The following is a 16,695-nucleotide window of genomic DNA, read 5'->3' as shown; positions in this document are numbered from 1 at the left end:
GCGTTGCGACCGGTTCGGCGGGTGTGCTGCTGCAGTGGCCTCGGCGAGCCAGTTCGCAGGGATGCATTCAGTGTTGCGCGATGTCGGCTTAGGAGCAGCCACGGGACCAGCGCTTGCCTCAATGGCGGGGCCAACCCTCCTAGAGAGGTCTGGTGCGCCCGGCTCGATGTTGAGCCTGTTCGATGTCAAGGCTGATGTTGGCTCGGCGGGCTTCAAGGCCGCCGAAAAGACAGCAACTGCCTTGGCGGCGCAGCAAGTTTTAAACTGGCAGATGCTTTCCGGGCAGCTAGACTCAAGCGACTTCGGTGATTTTTCGATGCCTCACGAAGGTGCTCTTGACGGGCCGACCGAGATTATTCGGGTAAGAGTTCCAGGTAGCCTTCGAAAGGCTGCTCCATCGCTGCTTTTGTTGATTATGCTTCAACTGGGCGCCGTAATGCAACTCGGAGCTCCGCAGTGGCTTGACAGCTTGGGTAAGACATTTGGATTTGCTGTCGACGGTCTTGAGCTTTATCTGGTCTTACGTGTGCTTTGGCACTTGAATCAGCGAGACTAGTGTCGTCGCGGTCCATTGCGGCAATCGTCCAAAAAGTCGATGTGTATCCGCGTGTTCGATAAATTTTCACGCGAAGACTGCTGCAACTTGACAACTTGTTCGACCGTCAAATTGTAGGGCGCATCAACGACGTAACTGGCATGCCCAGTTCAGGCAGGTCTTCCCGCCCGGCCCAGGTAAATTCAACTAGATCCAGTGTTTATCAACACCCTGAACAACTGTCTCCACGATTCTTCGACAGTCCAGGGCATGTGTTACAGAAATGTGGCGGTAATCTAGCAGCGATGGATCCCAGTCGCCCTCGTGAGCAATTTGATTGCGCCGGTCTACAAATAGTTCAAGCGATGTTCTAATTCGATTTTCGCGCGTCCCTGCGTCCATCGCAATTTTCTTCCATATTTCATCAGCGGCAGATCCTGCGGCTGTCATGCATCGATCAATGGCATTCGGGGTAGCCAAGGTCTTGAACGATAAGTGATACCGAACAGCGCTAGGTGCATCTGGTGCAGCTATTCTCGCTGAAGTCAGATTGAGAAAACTGGAGACACTCTGCATGATTGATGTCGAAGCTGTCGCGGATGTCAAAAAAATCTCAGAAGCCTTCTCGTGCATGTATGTGTCTAGCGCTGCGACAGACAGCACTATGCAGGCACGAAATATCGACTCTGAGTCGTCATCGTTAATCCCAGCGACTTCGCCAATCGCGCGGAGGTTCTCAACGCGCTTCATCAGATCGCCGAACAACCCGACGGGACCTGGCAAGGCCATCTCACAGCCCCCTCACTGTCGAGCCAGATATTCGACGCCCTTAGCGAAATTCTCAAAAATTGCGTTGAAAACTTCTATCTGCGCCTGGGATCCAGCGAGAACCACTCCCTGAGTCCCTAAATGCTCAGAGCGCAAAGCAAACACTGGAACCCTATGCTCCTGCGACTTGGGCAAAAGACTATGGAATTCCTGAATCCGAGCCAATACGTGACCCGACATTCCGGCGCTCTGGTAAACCTCTTCCGGGAAAGTTAGGCCAGCCGAGGCCAAGGCTGGAAATAGGTCCTGATCTATCGATCCGGTAACTCGTTCAATCCACTGCATAAACGGTCCAGTCGGCGTACCGAAAAGGTCCTCCTTGGTCGCTTTCCTGTACAGGCGATAGCGTTGAATGACGGCGCCGGCGAACTTGAGATTCGGCTTAGGAAATGCATAAGTTGCAGTCCTCAAGACCTCGTTCTCGCTCGCACGTTCGGCCCATTTATGCCAACGTGGAAGTACGCGAGCAAGAGACTTGAGGGCCATAATCGAGAAGAAGTCTGGGGTTGTCGGCACGACGAGTAGGTCACTAATGGCAACTAGGTTTTGGTTTAGGGATCCAAGACTGGGGCTCATGTCTACTACGACATAGTCGGCATCAATATTTTCCGCAGTCTTCCTGAGGAGATAGTTGATTGCGCCGGGAACATTCTTAAGTGGAAGAAGGGATCCCGACATCTCCTGGGCAATACTCAAGGATACCTCATACTCGCCTAATTGCAAATGGCCGGGCAGAAGATAAAGACCCGGCCTCTCGGATATAGGAAAGCAGTCAACTGGCTCAAGCATGACCGGCTCGGACTCGAACGCTGGTTTTAGCGATCCATACAAGGTTCGATCAAGGTTTTCCGTAAAAAAGTCCCTGGTCTCGTTCTGTATTTTTCCAAATTCTTCCTCATCTAGCTCATTAGTTTCGCCAAAGTAGGGTCCGTCAGGAGGCCACGAATTAATTAAACCCAGACTGGCGCCCGTTAAATTGCATTGCGGATCGGCATCGACAAGTATGACCTTGTGTCCAAGGGTAGCTAGCATCCATCCCAGGTTGAATGCCGTGGTTGTCTTGCTTACTCCGCCTTTATGACTAAACATGGAAATTATTTTCGCCACTTGGATTCCTGACTGCTCGGCGGTTTTCGCTCACAGAGTCGTAGCAGTCGTCAGGTTCGTTACACTCCGATGCCACATCGAGACCCTTGCGCTGAGATCTGCGGCTCAAATCAAGTAGGGAAGAAGTATGTTCTGCTCGTGCACGAGCGGATCTTCGACTCGAAGGCGCCCGTTCGTCGGACAGATCCCTGCGTCGGAGTAGGTGTGTCCAAGGGCAAGGCTGACGGTTCTGTAAACATGGTACGAGCCGATCTCAAGGAGATTCGGTTGCTCGCTCGTGGGTTGAACCTGCCTGCGTCACGGTGGGGCGGAGCCGAGTGCTCAGAATAGTCGGTGAAGCGTGGGATAGTCCTGTGGTGTTTACCTACAGTGATGACGATGAGACTCTGAACGCCGAGTTCTCGGTGGTTCAGGACGCAGGGCAACTGGCAGTGGTGCTGGAGAGTGCTGGTGGTCGTCGACCCGGAACTGCTGTCCCTCGCAACTCGGACTACGTACCGGCATTGAGGCTGCTGCTCGCTCGGTTACAGGGTTTAGACGCGGTCGTGCTTACGGCGGTAGTGGCGTCGGCTCAGCTTGCGGACCGGCCCGAAGTCGACCGAGCGCTGATCAAGGAACCAGTGGACCTTGCCGGGATCGCTGATCTCGAAAGACTACGGCTGGACTTGACGAGGGCTCAGGGACGAGTGGGGCTTCGTCCAGGGGCGGCGAAGGAAGGGAACAACCGCAAGCGGATCATGCTGCGGGTCGCGGCACCGGGCTGGGCTCCGGCTGACGCCGCGGCGATGGAGCTGTACCTGAGCACCGGGAAACTCGACAATAGCGCTGATACTGGTCGCTACGAGGCAGACGATCTGCTTGCTGACGTCATGGGGCTGAACAGGTACCGGACGTCCAGCGGAGATTCGAGTCTGCACAAGCCGTTGGCGCTATTGTGGGCAATCAGCCGGATCGCAGGGGGCAAAGCGCGGCTGACGCGGTGGCCAGAATTCAAGCGTGAGGTGGGCACACTGTTATCCGAGTTCGGCGGTGTCGGCTCGCGTGTGACGCCGCAATACCCATTCTGGCATCTGGGCAGGTCTGCACGGTTGTGGGAGGTGCACGGCATCGCGGACGTGCCAACGTCGAGCGACGCCAATGCGGCGGCCGGCTTCACACAGCCTGCGGCCAGTGTCCTCGCGGACGCTGCTACACGCGACCGCATCGTCGGGTTTCTCGTCGATGAGTACCTGCCCAGCCGAGTCGACATCGATCGGTTGGGCAGTGTGCTGGGACTTGCCAGCCTTGCCCGGCGGACCCCTCGCGCACGGGACGTATTGCGCCCGCTGGTTGGGATGGAGATCGCCACTGTGACAGGGGAGGCCAACGTGGTCTTGGCTATGTCCGACGATGCGGTGCTGGTCCGCACCAAAAGCTCCGCTCGGGGGCAACCGGTGCCACTGCGGGAGGTGCAGCACGGCCTGGACCTGCTGATCGCGAGCGGGAGCGTGCGCGTCACGGTGGAGGAAATCGGGTATCGCAGTAAATTCGTGGGCGCTGTGTTGGCAACGCTGCCGCAAGCTCAAGTTACGCGCGATCCGGCTGCCGTCAGCCTAACCGAAGTCAGCGTCGAGACCGTGGCCGACGATTTAGCCGATTACGACGCCAGTCCCACAGACGGTTTCCGGAAGGCACTCTTTCGTCGAGAGCAGGACCGGCTCAGAGATGCGCTCGCCGCCGGACGGAGAATTGCGCCATGTGCCCTCTGCGGTGACGACTACCCCATTCAGTTCCTGATCGCGGCACATGTGAAGCGCCGTGCAACGTGCACCGAGGCCGAACGGCGCGACCTGGAGAACGTTGCGATGCTTGCGTGCGTTTTCGGCTGTGACGCTCTCTACGAGAGAGGATGGATCAGTGTTGATTCGGTCGGAAACATCTGCACTGCAGACGACATCGAGAGCTTGCCGTCCGCGGTCGTTGATCGCATCAAGTTATTCCAAGGCCGCCGATGCTCGTCCCACAATGAAGGTTCCGAACCCTACTTCGCGTGGCATCGAACAACAATCTTTCGGCGCAATCCATAAATCTATAAGTGACGTTCTGTCATACGGAATGAGCATCGCCAGGTCGTTTCCGACTCCCGTATGGGCGCCGTACCGCAACACCAACTTGCTAATGCCTCATTCCCGAATACTTCCTCAACGAAGCCGAGGCCGGATTGTCATTGCTGTTTCGAGGCTGGCTAGGTGCTCGGTGAGCCAGTCCCGGGTCTGTTGACGAGTGAGAGACCGATCGGCGATGCGCTCTACCAGTTCAGCGTAGGACGAGACATCGCGGTCGTTTTCCAGGAAGAGGCTCGTAGTGAGCTGCTGGAGGTGGAGCACCGGACGGTGTTGATCGTGTTCATAGATCGTGAACCCTGTGCGGATATCAGGGACAATGGAATCGGCGGGAACGAGATGAATGCGAAAGTTCGGTAGCGATGACACAAGCAGGAGATGCAGCAGCTGTTCGTGCGCGAGTGTGAAGTCTTGGCAGGGTAGCTCAAGCGTGGTCTGGTGCATGTAGAAGGTGAAGGGGCCTGGCATCCGAAGGGATGTGGGCTGGCTGGCGAGTCGTGTGTGCACTGGCGTATCGAGAGCGGGACCGCCCTTGATACGCCCGTCCCTGGTGAGAGCTTCGCGTATGTAGGGCTGGATCTGGAGTTGCCGTGGGATTTCGACGGGGGCATAAGACGTGACGGACTGGCTGCCGGTGTCGAGCACTTTGACGAGTGGAAGGTCGTCGGGGAAGCCTATGGGGTGGCTTCTGACCTGGTAGCCGTCGTCGGGGAGGCGGTCTAGGGCTACCAGGTCGTCGAGTTCGCGGGGGGTTGCTTTCGCTCGGGCGAGGTAGATGGCGATGTCGCCGGCTTGGTAGTTGCGGAGGCCGCTTTCCAGGCGCGAGATGGTGGAGGCGGGCCAGCCGAGCATGCGGCTCATGTCGGTTGCGAGGTAGCCGGCGCGCATGCGGATTCGCCGTAGCTCAGCGCCGAGTTCCCTCTGCTTGGCAGTCGACAGCTGCGGTGTCTTCTTCGCTTTCACAGGTTCCTGCTCAAGGTCGTTGCGGGAGGCGGGTTGTCCCGCGAGGGCATGAGGTCGTCACAGGCGCTGTGACGGCACGAGATAGCGGCCCACGTGCGGAAACAGCGTGTGTGACAGCTGTGTCGGCTTGCTTCGCACCCGTCACGTCGGCCGTGAATCGGCTCTGGGAAGGGCGGTTTCGAGAGGTAGCGGTCAGCCGTCACGTCGGCGAACGAGTAGCGCCGTGTCGTGAAGTGACGAGTTGCGCGGCTGTGCTGGCGACCGCTTGGAGTGCGGTTACGTGTGCGGTCAGTCGGTCGAGTCCGAGCGGGGTGAGGCGCAGTTTGGTGCGGCGACCTGCGACCCGGACGGACACGTAGCCGGCCGCGGCGAGGCGCTCGACGTGGAGAGCGACAACGGTCGGCTTGACACGCAGAGCGTTCGCCAGAACCGCGTCTTCGCACCAGTGCAGGTCAGCGAGAAGGCACATCACGAACAGCCGGATCGGCAAGAGGAGAAGCGGGTCGAGGTCGCGGTGAGAGGACGGAACCGCAGGGCGTTCCGGCTGCATTACCGCTCGCCGTCCGCCGGTGCGGCAGAGCCAGGGCTGCAGACGCGGAGCGCTGAGGACGAGCCGACTGGGCTTTTAGGCAGCTCAAATGCGCCAGGGGCGAAGGGGTCGCCGCGGTGCGTGGCTGTGCTCTGCGGTGCGACACCACCGCCAGGGAGCTGGCGCGCGGAATATCGGGGCTCAACCACGGGGCCGGGCGGTGGCGCGGTGATCAGCTGGTCCGTCGTCAGGCGCCCTGCTGCACATCGTGAACGGTGGGCGCGGTGCCGTCCCGCGTCCACCGACGTAATGGTCCGGCCGTCCTGCTCGGGGGTAGCACGCGCGCGTTGACGTGGGCGCGACTGCGGGACGGCCGGAGTCTGATGGCGGCCGAAGAGACAGCACCAGCGGTGAGCCTTCCGGCGTCGTCCGGGCTCAGCCGTGGGGTTGATGGGGCGGTTGAGGATCCTGAGCACCGCGACGCACGCGACGCATGGAGGTCCAGGCGGTGCGAGGCACGAGCCGATGAGGACGACATGACCGCAGACCGCCAGGTAACTGCCCTCTTGGAGTTCAAGCCCCTGTGCGAACGCTTCATCGGTGACGGCGTGATCGAGGCTGTCGCCTGTGCAGCGGTACCAGCGAACGTAGAGACGGGGACGCCGTGACCTGCTTGTGCCGCTCATCTCGACCGCTCCTGAGTCCGTCCGTTGTGTTGAAATCATCAAAGTTGGATCAACGGAGAGAGGCCAGGGCGGAAGTGTCGGAGTTTGGTGACAGAGCGGTGGCATACATCGGCATCACCTGCATATATGGCTGATATGCTGAGTTGCAAGTCAAGCAGTGCGAGGTGTTCGATGATCGGCGTCCGGCGACGTGATGGGCTGGTTTCAGCTCGTAAGACTGCGGGGCTGAGTCAGGAGAAGCTCGCCGAGATCATGGACGTCGATCGCCGGACGGTTATCCGCTGGGAAGCGGGCGATTTCGCGCCTCTGCCGTTCCAGCGGCCGAAGTTGGCGAGAGTGTTGGGACGCTCCCAAGAAGAGTTGCGCGTGCTGATCGACGGCTCGCCGACGGCTGATTTGCCGCATGAGCTTGAACCTGCGTTCAGCTGGCTGGATCGTCGTGTGGGTTGGAACCCTGGCACTACGCGTGAACGGGTAGGGGCACGTGTGTCGCCAGACGGGCGTCGCGGACCACGGGTCGATCGGAGCCAAGCTGCCGACGCGTTGGCCAGCTACTACGGGGAGCTTTCTGCTGGCTACGCGCTCTACCAGGCGCGTTACGGAGAGAAAGAAGTTCGGACCAGCATTCTGAGTCGGTCAGAGTGGCTGGACTTGAGCTGTGAGCTGACGCCGGAGAACGATCAGCTGGTTCTGCGACCTGGCCTCGAGAGCCGTTCCTGCGGCATCAACGAGAACGCGGCCGTTGGAAGACTCGCCGAAGCGGCTGAAGGCGGCGTTCGGGTGGCTGATGTGCCGATCTACCGTCTGGCGGAGTTCGATGTGGGCGGTGGCGCTCTAGCGGGCAGCTTGGACGTCGTGCCCTTCGTCGAGTACGCCTTGACCTTGGATCTGCTTGAGCGCGAGTTGTCCGAGATGTTGGTGGCAGGCAGAGGCATATGTCCTGGTCACGCGCCCCTGCGGGACAAGTACTTGCCGGACGTCGCGACGGTGCTCGACCTGGCCGGCCGGTTGTGCGCGGGCGGCGTGCTTGCCTTGACCGCGATCGCTCGGCCCGCGGATCCGTATCGCGGTGGTCGCGACTACCTGCTGCTCATCCAGGAGCGGTCCAGGAACGTGCTGAACGCAGCTGGCAGCTTGGCCGTGATCCCGAAGGTGTTCCACCGGCCATCGACTGATCACCGCGCGGATGCCCGGATCGGCGCAACCCTGCGGCGTGCACTGGAGAATGAGCTGTTCGGACGGGTCGACGTCGACAACACCGCGGGCAGCCAGCGAGCAGCTGATCCGATGCACCCTCACAGGCTGTCCGCGCCGATGAGGTGGCTGACCGAACAACCGGGACGACTGCGGATGGAGTGCACCGGGTTCGGCCTCAACCTTGTCAGCGGGAACTACGAGTTCGCCAGCTTGGTCGTCATCGACGACGAAGAGTTCTGGTCCCGCTTCGGCGGCGAGGTCGAGGCAAATTGGGAGTCGGCTGAGTTGCGCTCGTATTCGACGCTCGATGGCGATTTTCTCGGCGGACTGATTGCCGACGAATCGTGGAGCAACGAAGGTTTGTTTGCACTGCTCCAGGGGTTGCGGCGACTCGCTGAAATTGGCGGCGATCGGTTGGCAGTTCACAGTGTTGAACTATGTCGCTGAAGGCCAGCGCACGGTCATGACAACCGAGTCCGCGATAGCTTCCCATGAATGGTCGACTCCTGGCCCCCACATGACATAGTCGCCTTGCCGGGTCATGGTCTTGCCGCCGCCGGCGACGTCGACGCGAAACTCGCCGGAGATGAGCAGCACGAGCGTGATCCGTTGGTCGTCGGATGTCCACTCTGGGCGCTTGTCGCCTGCAGGATGGTTGGCCCACTTGACTTCTACGTCTTTCGACGAACGTACGCCCTGGGACGGGTCGATGAAGTGTCCGACTAGCCAGCCGCGGGTGTCAGCTGCGTCTTCGTTGGCGTTTCCGGCGGTCCAGCCGTCGCTCACTTGCTGAACTCCCATTCGATCGACGGTAACTTCACGCGTTCTTCTCCGATTTCCGCCAGGCGCCTTAGGCCTTGCATCATCGCGAAGAGACCCTCATTGCTCCACGTTACATCACTGAGTAGCTCGGTGACGAGATCTGTATCGGTAGTTGAATACTGGCGAAGTGTTGCCGATTCCCAGTTCGCTTCGACCATGCCGCCGTAGCGTTGCCAGAATTCTTCGTCGTCGATGACGATCAGGCTGGCGAATTCGTAGTTTCCGCTGACCAGGTTCAAGCCGAAACCTGTCGACTCCATCCGCAGCCGTCCTGGCTGCTCGGTCAGCCAGCGCATCGGTTCGGAGTGGCGTGCCGGGTGCATGGGGTCCGCTGTCAGCATCTCGCCGAGCGTGTTGTCGATGTCCGGGCGTCCGAACAGCTCTTCTTCCAACTCTCGCCGGAGCGTCGCGCCCACCTGAGCGTCCCGGCGGACGTCGGTCAGTGGCTGGTGGAAGCCCTTTGGGATCACTGCGAGCCGTCGCGCGGCGTTCAGAACGTGGCCTGAGCGTTCCTGGACGAGCAGCAGGTAGTCCGTGTCGCCCCGATATGGATCAGCCGGCCGAGCGATGGCGGTGAGCGCGAGTACGCCTCCCGCGCAGAGCCGGTTGGCGACGTCGAGCACCGATCGAAGGTCAGGTAGGTGTCGGTCGCGAAGTGGCATGGAGGATGAGCCGGCCGCAATGGCGTCCATGAGTTCGCCTTCGAGCAGGTCCATCGTCAGCGCGTAGTGCGCGAAGTGAGTGACGCCGAACGAGCCGCCGAGCTGGTGTTTGCGGATGTCCGTGCCGAGCAGGCGGTAGATCGGACTGTTCACGAGGCGGGTGTTCATGGCCAGCGTCTCCGCCAGGCGCTGAACGGCGAGATCCGCCGCGCGTTCATCGAGTTCGAGGCTCGCATCCGGTCGGGTGTTCGTCGCCGTGAACCGCTCTTGCTCTGGCCGCAGCTCGCAGGCCACATCCAGCCAATCGGCGCAGGTCAGGACGCTGGTGTTCACGGTGTCAGCGCCGATTCGCCCGCCGTACAGGCCGTGACTCTCGATTTGATGCCCGTAGTACTGGCGGAGAGCGTCGACGACCTCCCGCTGACTCACCCAACTACGACGGGTTCCGCGGTTGTGGAGGTCTTGGACGGTCACGTCGGCTACGCGCGCAGCGACCGCGCGGCGGGCCGTGCCGGGAGTCCAGCGGGCCGAGCGATCGAGCCATTCGAGAGCTGCCCCGATGTGTGGATCAGCCGTGAGTCGCTCGTCCTCAGTGGTGTCCGATACCGCCTGAGCGGTCGGCGCTTCGCCGACCAGCTCGGCGAAGCGCGCACGCTCCGCCTCCGACGCTTGCTCGAACGCGGTGTCGAGCACTTGTTGCATCTCGGACTGCTGCACCAGGCCCGGCTTCTTGTGCCATGACGCCACGGTGCGAGCGGCAACGCCCAGCTTCTCGGCGAACCGTTCATTGCTCAGCCTGAGTGCGGCTTGAAGTGCCGACGCTGATCGGCCGGTCCATTCGTTGGCCCGGCTCATCGGCGCGCCGAAAAGGCGATGTACAGCGGATATGCAGTGGTTGTGCAGTGCCTCCGCACTGGTTGTGCATGGGATCGTGCGCCGATTCGGTCTTGAATTCTAGGTATGGAAATCACCTGGATCACCAGCCCGAGTCGCCCGCCTTCAACGCTTCGAGCGGACATGCTCGACCACGATCGCGAGGTTCGACTGAACGTCTTCGAGACGCTCGGTGAGCTCCGCCAACCGCTGCTCGAGCGCATCCAGTCGAGGCCAGAGGTCATGCCCATCGTCGGCTGGCTCGTCCGGGTGCGGCGGAGTGCGATTTTGCAGAACTGCCAACAGATGCTGCGGGTGCCAGCCCAATGTCGTCGACAGTGCTTCGAGCGTGCGGGCGCTCCGTCGACGCTCCACGGTGTGGTGCTGCAACTCGCGCACGATCGCCTGCGACACATGCGACCGCTCGGCCAGCTCGCGTTGCCGCCAGCCGAGTTCGTTGACGCGCATGCTGATCGCCTTCGCGACTGCCGCCCAGTCTTCCGACACGTATCCCTCCGCGCTCCGCCTCAGCGCTGAGATTAGCGGCTCATCGAGCTTTTATCGCGTCGCCTAGCGCATTAGCGGCGGCGCGTCGGATGAACGCGCCATTCGAAGCGCTGAAATCAACAACATAGTCTTGAAATCATCAGATTGGTCTTTCTTATGAACTCGCAAATGACTTTCCACACCATTCAGCAGGCCGCCTGGATTCTGGGTGTTCCGCGCTCGGCTGTGAGTCGGGCGATCCGTACTGGACAGCTGCGGGCGACTCGCTCGCGGTCCGGTCTGCGGGTGTCGTCGACCGAACTCGCTCGGCTGCTCGGCACCACGAAGCAGGGCGGAGGTGCGGCATGCACGCCGATGACCTCCGGCTGATCGGGATCGCGTGGCGGCTGGACCGCCTGCGGTGGATCCCCTCGGACGTCCTGACCGCCATCGTCACCGGCGAAGGGGTCTGCATGTGGCCTTCGGCGGAGAGCGAACCGCCGCCGGCGCAGACCGATCAGCAGCTCGCCGACCGACTGTGCGGAGGATGTCCGGTCCGGGACGAGTGTCTGGAACTGGAGCTGCGTACAGCCGGGACGGACACGGCAGGTATCTGGGGCGGGATGACCGACGACGATCGTCGGGAACTTCATCCGCACTGGCTTCGGCGCGGTGAACGGATCGAGCGAGGTGCACGATGAGTGGCCTCACCTTGACGCCAACGCAGATACTCGCCGGGGTCGGCGTGCTGATTGTGCTGCTCTGGGTTTGGCGAGCCGGCGCTCGCCGGGCGAAGGCCGCGGCGGAGAAGACACGCAGTGGAGCACGTCTGGTCTCCCTGACCGGCCGCGTGCTTTTCAACGCTGGGTTGATCGTGGCTGTTCAGTGGGTCGTCATCTCACATCCGAGTAGCACGTGGCTGCGCCTCGCAGTGCTCGGATTGCCCGCGCTGTTCGCCTCCCATGCGCTGACTCGCGCTATGACCGTGACGACCGTCGACACCTCGAAGCGGGGTGGTCGCCGATGACACGGGCGCAACGGCTGGCCCAGGACGCGGCCGAAGCCGCAGAGGTTCGGGCGTACGAGACCGATCCGGACGTTGTGGCGCTCCGAATCGAGCGGGTACGTCGGCAGGTCGACTGGATGTGCTGGACGGGGATTGTCCTCGGACTGGCGTTCACGATGACGAACGTTCAGACCTTCGCTTCGACAGGGACTCAGCCGTGGTCGCTGCCGTGGCTGGCTGCGTGGGTCCTGGATCCGACTGTGTCCCTCGTACTACTAGCGATCCTTCGCGCGGAGCAGGTGACTGCCCGGTACCAGGTTCGCACCGGTGGATGGGTTCGGCGGGCGAAGTGGTTCACGCTCGCCGCTACCTACGTCATGAACACGTGGACGTCCTATGCGGAGGGGGATCCAGCGGCGATCGTCCTGCACTCGGTGCCTCCGCTGGTCATCTTCGCCGCGGTCGAGGCAATCACTGATCTGCGCGACAAGCTGACCGATGCTGCCGTCGTGGCTGCTGGTGAACGGCGAGGTGTTCAGGGCGAGTCCATGAACGCCGGGCGCCGGAAGCTGTTCGCCGACTACCTGGCCGACGCTCGGCGACACTGGACACCCGATGTCGACGTCACGCCGGCGTGGATCCGGCAGGCGACCGGATGTTCGCGCGGGTTGTCGCCGCGGTTGGCACGTGCGTTGCGCGCGGAGGTGGCCGATGACTGAGTCGGGCGCACTGCCAGTGAAGGCAGATCCCGTGCTGGTTGGCGAGCTGGTCGATGACACGTTGCCGCAACCACGTCGCCGTACACGTCGCAACCGGCTGGTGATGCGGTGGCTGCACTCGCAACGCGTGCCGTTGTGGCTCAAGAGCAAACCGCAAGCGGTTCAGGCCGCGAAGGACACGGTTGTCTGGCTGGTCATGTCACCGGTGCGCTTCCTCGGGGCGGTTGTCCGCGGGGTGGTGGTCGGTGTGCGGTGGTGGCGTGGCTGGGTGACGGTGCGGGACTACCGGGCTGCTGCGGAGGAGTCCGAAAAACTGGCCGACAAGTTTACCGAGATTCGCGGGCTGACGCTGTTCCGCTGGAAAGTCACGGGCTTGGTACTCGTCGTCGTCGCTCTGGCGGTCGCGATGGTGGATCTCCTGTACGGCGCCGATCCACTGTGGATCGCGGGGGCTGGTGCATCGGTCGCCTTGGCGATTCTCGGTCGACGTAAGGACGGGAGTCCGGGGCGGAAACCTGCGCTCGCTGGTCCGCGCACGCTGACGTGGACGATGGACCCGCAGGTGCTGGTGGACGCGTTTCGGGATGCGAAGCTCATCGGCAAGGACGAGTCGCTGAGGTTGGTCGAGCGGGCAACGCGGGTTGGCGATGGCTGGGCCGTCACAGTCGACCTGCCCGCCACCCGCAAGGCCGCGGATGTCGTGAAGAACCGGGACGCGCTCGCGTCCGCCTTGGCGGTCGATGAGGTGCAGCTCATCGTGGAACGCGTCCGAGGCAACGGCGGTCACGCTGGCCGGGTCTCGATGTGGGTTGCCGACGAAGACCCGTACGCGTCGCCACCGCTACGGACGCCGCTGCTTGGGGCGGTCCAATGGGACGCATGGCGCCCGGTTCCTTTCGGTCGAGACGCGCGGGATCGGCGGATCGACCTCCCTCTGGTGTGGACGTCGCTGCTCGTGGGCGCAATTCCACGGCAGGGCAAGACATTCGCTGCCAGGCTCGCCGCTTCTGGACTCATCCTGGACGCGTGGGTGCGGCTGTACGTCGCGGACTTCAAGGCGGGCAAGGACTGGGACTCGGCCGGCAAGGTCGCGCATCGGTTCATGGCGGGCGACGAATCCGAGCATGTCCTGGCCCTCATCGGCTGGCTCGCCGAGCTGGTCGCAGAGGTTCAGTCGAGGTTTCGGCGGATGCGGGATCTCGATGACCTGACGTGCCCGGAGTCGAAGGTCACCCCGGAGATGTCTCGCGATAAGGCGCTTGACATGCCGATTACGGCGATCTTCATCGATGAGGTCCAAGTTCCGCTTGAGGACCGCACATCTATCGAGGCGCAGGGGAAGAGATTGACGGCGGGCGAGTACGTCGGCGAGTTGCTGACGTGGTTGGCGAAGAAGGGGCCGGCTGCCGGGATCGTGCTCGTACTGGCGACGCAGCGGCCGGACTCGAAGACGATCCCGTCCGGCCTACGCGCGGTGCTCGGCTCGCGGTTCGCGCTTCGAGTGATGGATTGGCGTGACTCGAACATCGTGCTCGGCGAGCAGATGAACACGCGCGGGTTCGATTCGTCTCGCCTGCTGCCGTCGCACAAAGGCGTGGGCATCCTGCGCCCGGACGGCGATACCGCGGCCGGAGCCGATGTGCTCGCGATGACCGTCCGGACCTACTACATGCCGAACGAGGACTGGCGAACGATCTGCGAGCAGGGCCGGGCGCTGCGGGAAGCGGCCGGAACGTTGACAGGGCACGCGGCAGGCCAGGACGTGACGCCAGTGCTCGACCACGCTGCGGTGGTCAAGGAAATCGGTGCAGGTGGCGGCAGTGACGCGGTTGGCGAGTTGCCTGAACCGTTCGCGTCGATCGTCGACTACCTCGGGGACGACCTTGGCCCGGAAGGCCGCGAGTTCGTGCCAACCGCGGAACTCTTGGACGTGCTGAAGGTCGACCGGATGACGCTCGCGCAGCAGATGAGTGAGGCGGGATGTCGGCCGACGCGGGATCGGATCACGACCGAAAGCGGCGAGACACGGCAGGTCCGCGGGTACCTAACAGCTGAAATCAAGAGCGCCGTAGCCCGCATGGCCAGCGGTGACGCGTCGGAAGACATCGGTGATCAGGCATGAGCGCCGAGTATTCGAAGAATCAGGGCGTTCAAGTTATCCTACCTGCTGGATTGCCTGCTGTGTCGCCTGCGGTCGCACGCGGATTGCTCGCCATCCTGATCGAGCTGACCGAGGTGCCTGTCCTGGACGGACCGGCGGAGGGGGTAAGCAGTGACGGCTGAAATCAGTAATGACCCGTGGTCAACGCTGGACGACATTCTGGGGCTCCAAGCCGCGGACCCGGTAGATGAAGGAATCGGAGAGCTTGCGGTCTACGGCCGGTGCTCGACCGAGGACAACCAGGATCCGGAGACCTCGCGAGGCTGGCAGTTCGGGAACGCGCGCAAGTTCGTCGAGCCGCTCGGCGGCCGGATCGTGGCGGAGTACTTCGACATCGGGCAGTCGCGCTCGGTGCCTTGGGAGCGCAGGACCGAGGCATCTCGTTTGCTCGCCGAGCTGAAGAATCCGCGCCGGACGTGGAACGCCCTGGTCGTCGGCGAGGGCACCCGATGTTGGTTCGGCAATCAGTTCTCGCTGATAGCCCCACGGTTCGCCGCTTACGGGGTTGAGCTGTGGGTGCCGGAGCTCGGCGGGCGGTTTGACCCGCGGAACCCATCGCACAAGATGCTAATGAGCGTGCTCGGCGGCATGAGCGAGTCGGAGCGGCAGCACGTTCAGGCCCGCGTGAGGGCAGCGATGGATGCGCAGGTCCTCAACGAGGGACGGCATCAGGGCGGCCGTGCCCCGTACGGCTACGTGGTCGTGGATGGCGGACCTCATCCGAACCCCAGGAAGGCTGCGGAGGGTTTCCGGCTGCGGGTGCTCGCTATCGACGAGCCTGCTGCCGAGGTCGTGCAGCGGATCTTCGCCGAGTACCTCGACGGGAAGGGTGATCGAGCGATCGCTAACGGGCTCAACCTCGATGGGATCCCGTGCCCTTCTGCTCGGCGGCCGGAGCAGAACAGGCATCGGCTCGCCGACGGATGGCAGGGCAGCACGACGCGATCGATTCTGGAGAATCCGCGCTACACCGGGTACGCCATCTTCGGCCGATGGGCGAAGCACGAGACGCTCCTGAACCCTGACGACGTCGGTGCCGGGCATGTGGTCCGATTCCGGCGCGCGACTCCCGACCGCATCGTGCGCTCACGGCAGCCGGCGCATCCGAAGATCGTTTCGGTTGAGGACTTCACGCAGGCTCAGCTCATGCGCCGGTCACGGGCAGCCGGTGGACTGCGTGGCATCGCGAAGCTGGATCGCGAACGGCCTGCGGCCAAGCACACGTACCTGTTGAAAGGGTTGGTGCGCTGCGACATCTGCGCCCGGAAGATGCAGGGTGCGGCGATTCGGAAGGGCATCTACTACCGGTGCATCGCGCGGACGATGGCGCCGGGGTCACCGGTGCTGGCCGATCATCCGAAGACGGTGAACCTACGCGAGGACGTGGTGATCCCACCGCTCAACGCCTGGCTGTGCCAGGTCTTCGACCCGGACAACCGCGGCGAGACCGTGGCCGCGATGATCGGAGCCCAGTCGGGTGGGTCAGGAACGGGACGCGAGACCGTTGAGAAGCGGTTAAAGGCCGCAGAGGCGCGGTTGCGGCGGCATCAGGCCGCGATTGAAGCTGGCGTGGATCCGGCGGCGCTCGTGGATGCGATGAACCTTGCTCAGGCGGAGCGCCAGGCGGCACGGGAGGAGCTGGAGAACCTGCCTGAGTCGGCCACGATCGACGCGGCGGAGGTGTACGCCATGCTGGACTCGCTGGGTGATGTCGAGCGGGCGCTCAACTCGCGGAACCTGGACCGCATCACGCAGGTCTACCGGGATCTCGGGCTGCAAGTGCTCTACGACAACAAAAAAGAGGCGGTCGTGGTGACCGCCTCTCCCCGTGTGGATAACGTGTGTGTCCGAGGGGGGACTTGAACCCCCACGTCCGTTAAGGACACTAGCACCTCAAGCTAGCGCGTCTGCCATTCCGCCACTCGGACTTGCTGATGAAGAGAGTATACGTCGCCCAGGAGGCCTGAATCAGGGGGGTACGTATCGTCACGACGGCTCACGTTGAGACAATGATCAGTT

Annotated in this window: 17 protein-coding genes and 1 tRNA gene; 10 read left to right on the top strand and 8 right to left on the bottom strand. The window is 62.5% G+C overall.

Annotated features, from left to right (window positions below):
* Window positions 1–166 precede the first annotated feature (166 nt).
* A complete protein-coding gene (locus ACM6LR_RS12285; RefSeq protein ID WP_414943777.1) occupies window positions 167–556 on the top strand; it encodes a hypothetical protein in 390 nt (129 codons plus the stop codon).
* Between the two features lie 186 nt (window positions 557–742).
* Here the strand turns inward: ACM6LR_RS12285 and ACM6LR_RS12280 are convergent, their stop codons facing one another.
* Both ACM6LR_RS12280 and ACM6LR_RS12275 read right to left on the bottom strand, forming a co-directional pair.
* Window positions 743–1,324: a HEPN domain-containing protein gene (locus ACM6LR_RS12280; RefSeq protein ID WP_414943776.1), complete on the bottom strand. Its 582-nt coding sequence runs from the start codon at window positions 1,322–1,324 to the stop codon at window positions 743–745.
* A 12-nt stretch (window positions 1,325–1,336) separates the two neighbouring features.
* Window positions 1,337–2,470 carry a ParA family protein gene (locus ACM6LR_RS12275; RefSeq protein ID WP_414943775.1) on the bottom strand — a complete coding sequence of 378 codons (1,134 nt, stop codon included), beginning with the start codon at window positions 2,468–2,470 and terminating at the stop codon, window positions 1,337–1,339.
* 356 nt (window positions 2,471–2,826) lie between these two features.
* Between ACM6LR_RS12275 and ACM6LR_RS12270 the strand changes: the two genes are divergently transcribed.
* A complete protein-coding gene (locus tag ACM6LR_RS12270) occupies window positions 2,827–4,536 on the top strand; it encodes a hypothetical protein (protein ID WP_414943774.1) in 1,710 nt (569 codons plus the stop codon).
* Between the two features lie 114 nt (window positions 4,537–4,650).
* Here ACM6LR_RS12270 and ACM6LR_RS12265 read toward each other — a convergent pair whose 3' ends face one another.
* Both ACM6LR_RS12265 and ACM6LR_RS12260 read right to left on the bottom strand, forming a co-directional pair.
* Window positions 4,651–5,535 carry a Scr1 family TA system antitoxin-like transcriptional regulator gene (locus ACM6LR_RS12265; RefSeq protein ID WP_414943773.1) on the bottom strand — a complete coding sequence of 295 codons (885 nt, stop codon included), beginning with the start codon at window positions 5,533–5,535 and terminating at the stop codon, window positions 4,651–4,653.
* A gap of 199 nt (window positions 5,536–5,734) precedes the next feature.
* Window positions 5,735–6,085: a transcriptional regulator gene (locus ACM6LR_RS12260; protein ID WP_414943772.1), complete on the bottom strand. Its 351-nt coding sequence runs from the start codon at window positions 6,083–6,085 to the stop codon at window positions 5,735–5,737.
* An 836-nt stretch (window positions 6,086–6,921) separates the two neighbouring features.
* Between ACM6LR_RS12260 and ACM6LR_RS12255 the strand changes: the two genes are divergently transcribed.
* Entirely contained in the window at window positions 6,922–8,394 is a 1,473-nt protein-coding gene (locus ACM6LR_RS12255) for a helix-turn-helix transcriptional regulator (RefSeq protein WP_414943771.1), read from the top strand.
* On the opposite strand, the gene ACM6LR_RS12250 is transcribed toward ACM6LR_RS12255, so the two are convergent.
* From ACM6LR_RS12250 to ACM6LR_RS12240, 3 genes are all read right to left on the bottom strand, one after another.
* Window positions 8,383–8,733 (bottom strand): signal peptidase I, encoded by a 351-nt coding sequence (locus ACM6LR_RS12250; protein WP_414943770.1) that lies wholly within the window; start codon window positions 8,731–8,733, stop codon window positions 8,383–8,385. The two genes, ACM6LR_RS12255 and ACM6LR_RS12250, sit on opposite strands and share 12 nt — an antisense overlap.
* Window positions 8,730–10,286: a transcriptional regulator gene (locus ACM6LR_RS12245; RefSeq protein ID WP_414943769.1), complete on the bottom strand. Its 1,557-nt coding sequence runs from the start codon at window positions 10,284–10,286 to the stop codon at window positions 8,730–8,732. Before ACM6LR_RS12245 ends, ACM6LR_RS12250 begins: the two co-directional genes overlap by 4 nt.
* 144 nt (window positions 10,287–10,430) lie before the next feature.
* The gene (locus ACM6LR_RS12240; protein ID WP_093936782.1) at window positions 10,431–10,811 is read right to left on the bottom strand and encodes a helix-turn-helix domain-containing protein; all 381 of its coding nucleotides are present in this window, start codon (window positions 10,809–10,811) and stop codon (window positions 10,431–10,433) included.
* Window positions 10,812–10,979: 168 nt separating this feature from the next.
* Here ACM6LR_RS12240 and ACM6LR_RS12235 point away from each other — a divergent pair, with 168 nt between their 5' ends.
* Genes ACM6LR_RS12235 through ACM6LR_RS12205 form a run of 7 tightly spaced genes read left to right on the top strand, consistent with a single transcriptional unit; the run spans window position 10,980 to window position 16,539 of the window.
* Entirely contained in the window at window positions 10,980–11,180 is a 201-nt protein-coding gene (locus tag ACM6LR_RS12235) for a helix-turn-helix domain-containing protein (protein WP_257487371.1), read from the top strand.
* A complete protein-coding gene (locus ACM6LR_RS12230; RefSeq protein WP_414943768.1) occupies window positions 11,156–11,491 on the top strand; it encodes a WhiB family transcriptional regulator in 336 nt (111 codons plus the stop codon). Before ACM6LR_RS12235 ends, ACM6LR_RS12230 begins: the two co-directional genes overlap by 25 nt.
* Window positions 11,488–11,817: a hypothetical protein gene (locus tag ACM6LR_RS12225; RefSeq protein WP_414943767.1), complete on the top strand. Its 330-nt coding sequence runs from the start codon at window positions 11,488–11,490 to the stop codon at window positions 11,815–11,817. The genes ACM6LR_RS12230 and ACM6LR_RS12225 overlap by 4 nt, the downstream gene beginning before the upstream one ends.
* On the top strand, window positions 11,814–12,515 hold the full coding sequence (locus ACM6LR_RS12220; protein WP_414943766.1) for a hypothetical protein: 702 nt from the start codon (window positions 11,814–11,816) through the stop codon (window positions 12,513–12,515). The genes ACM6LR_RS12225 and ACM6LR_RS12220 overlap by 4 nt, the downstream gene beginning before the upstream one ends.
* Window positions 12,508–14,637, top strand: a complete 2,130-nt coding sequence (locus ACM6LR_RS12215) for a cell division protein FtsK (protein ID WP_414943765.1) — start codon at window positions 12,508–12,510, stop codon at window positions 14,635–14,637. The genes ACM6LR_RS12220 and ACM6LR_RS12215 overlap by 8 nt, the downstream gene beginning before the upstream one ends.
* Window positions 14,634–14,798 carry a hypothetical protein gene (locus tag ACM6LR_RS12210; protein WP_414943764.1) on the top strand — a complete coding sequence of 55 codons (165 nt, stop codon included), beginning with the start codon at window positions 14,634–14,636 and terminating at the stop codon, window positions 14,796–14,798. The genes ACM6LR_RS12215 and ACM6LR_RS12210 overlap by 4 nt, the downstream gene beginning before the upstream one ends.
* The gene (locus ACM6LR_RS12205) at window positions 14,788–16,539 is read left to right on the top strand and encodes a recombinase family protein (RefSeq protein ID WP_414943763.1); all 1,752 of its coding nucleotides are present in this window, start codon (window positions 14,788–14,790) and stop codon (window positions 16,537–16,539) included. Before ACM6LR_RS12210 ends, ACM6LR_RS12205 begins: the two co-directional genes overlap by 11 nt.
* On the opposite strand, the gene ACM6LR_RS12200 is transcribed toward ACM6LR_RS12205, so the two are convergent.
* Window positions 16,521–16,604: transfer RNA gene (locus ACM6LR_RS12200), tRNA-Leu, on the bottom strand. The genes ACM6LR_RS12205 and ACM6LR_RS12200 overlap by 19 nt on opposite strands.
* Window positions 16,605–16,695 lie beyond the last annotated feature (91 nt).

Origin of the sequence: Amycolatopsis sp. cmx-11-32 (genome assembly GCF_047608695.1) — a bacterium.
GTDB lineage: Bacteria > Actinomycetota > Actinomycetes > Mycobacteriales > Pseudonocardiaceae > Amycolatopsis.
This window is presented reverse-complemented; position numbering and strand designations above follow the sequence as displayed.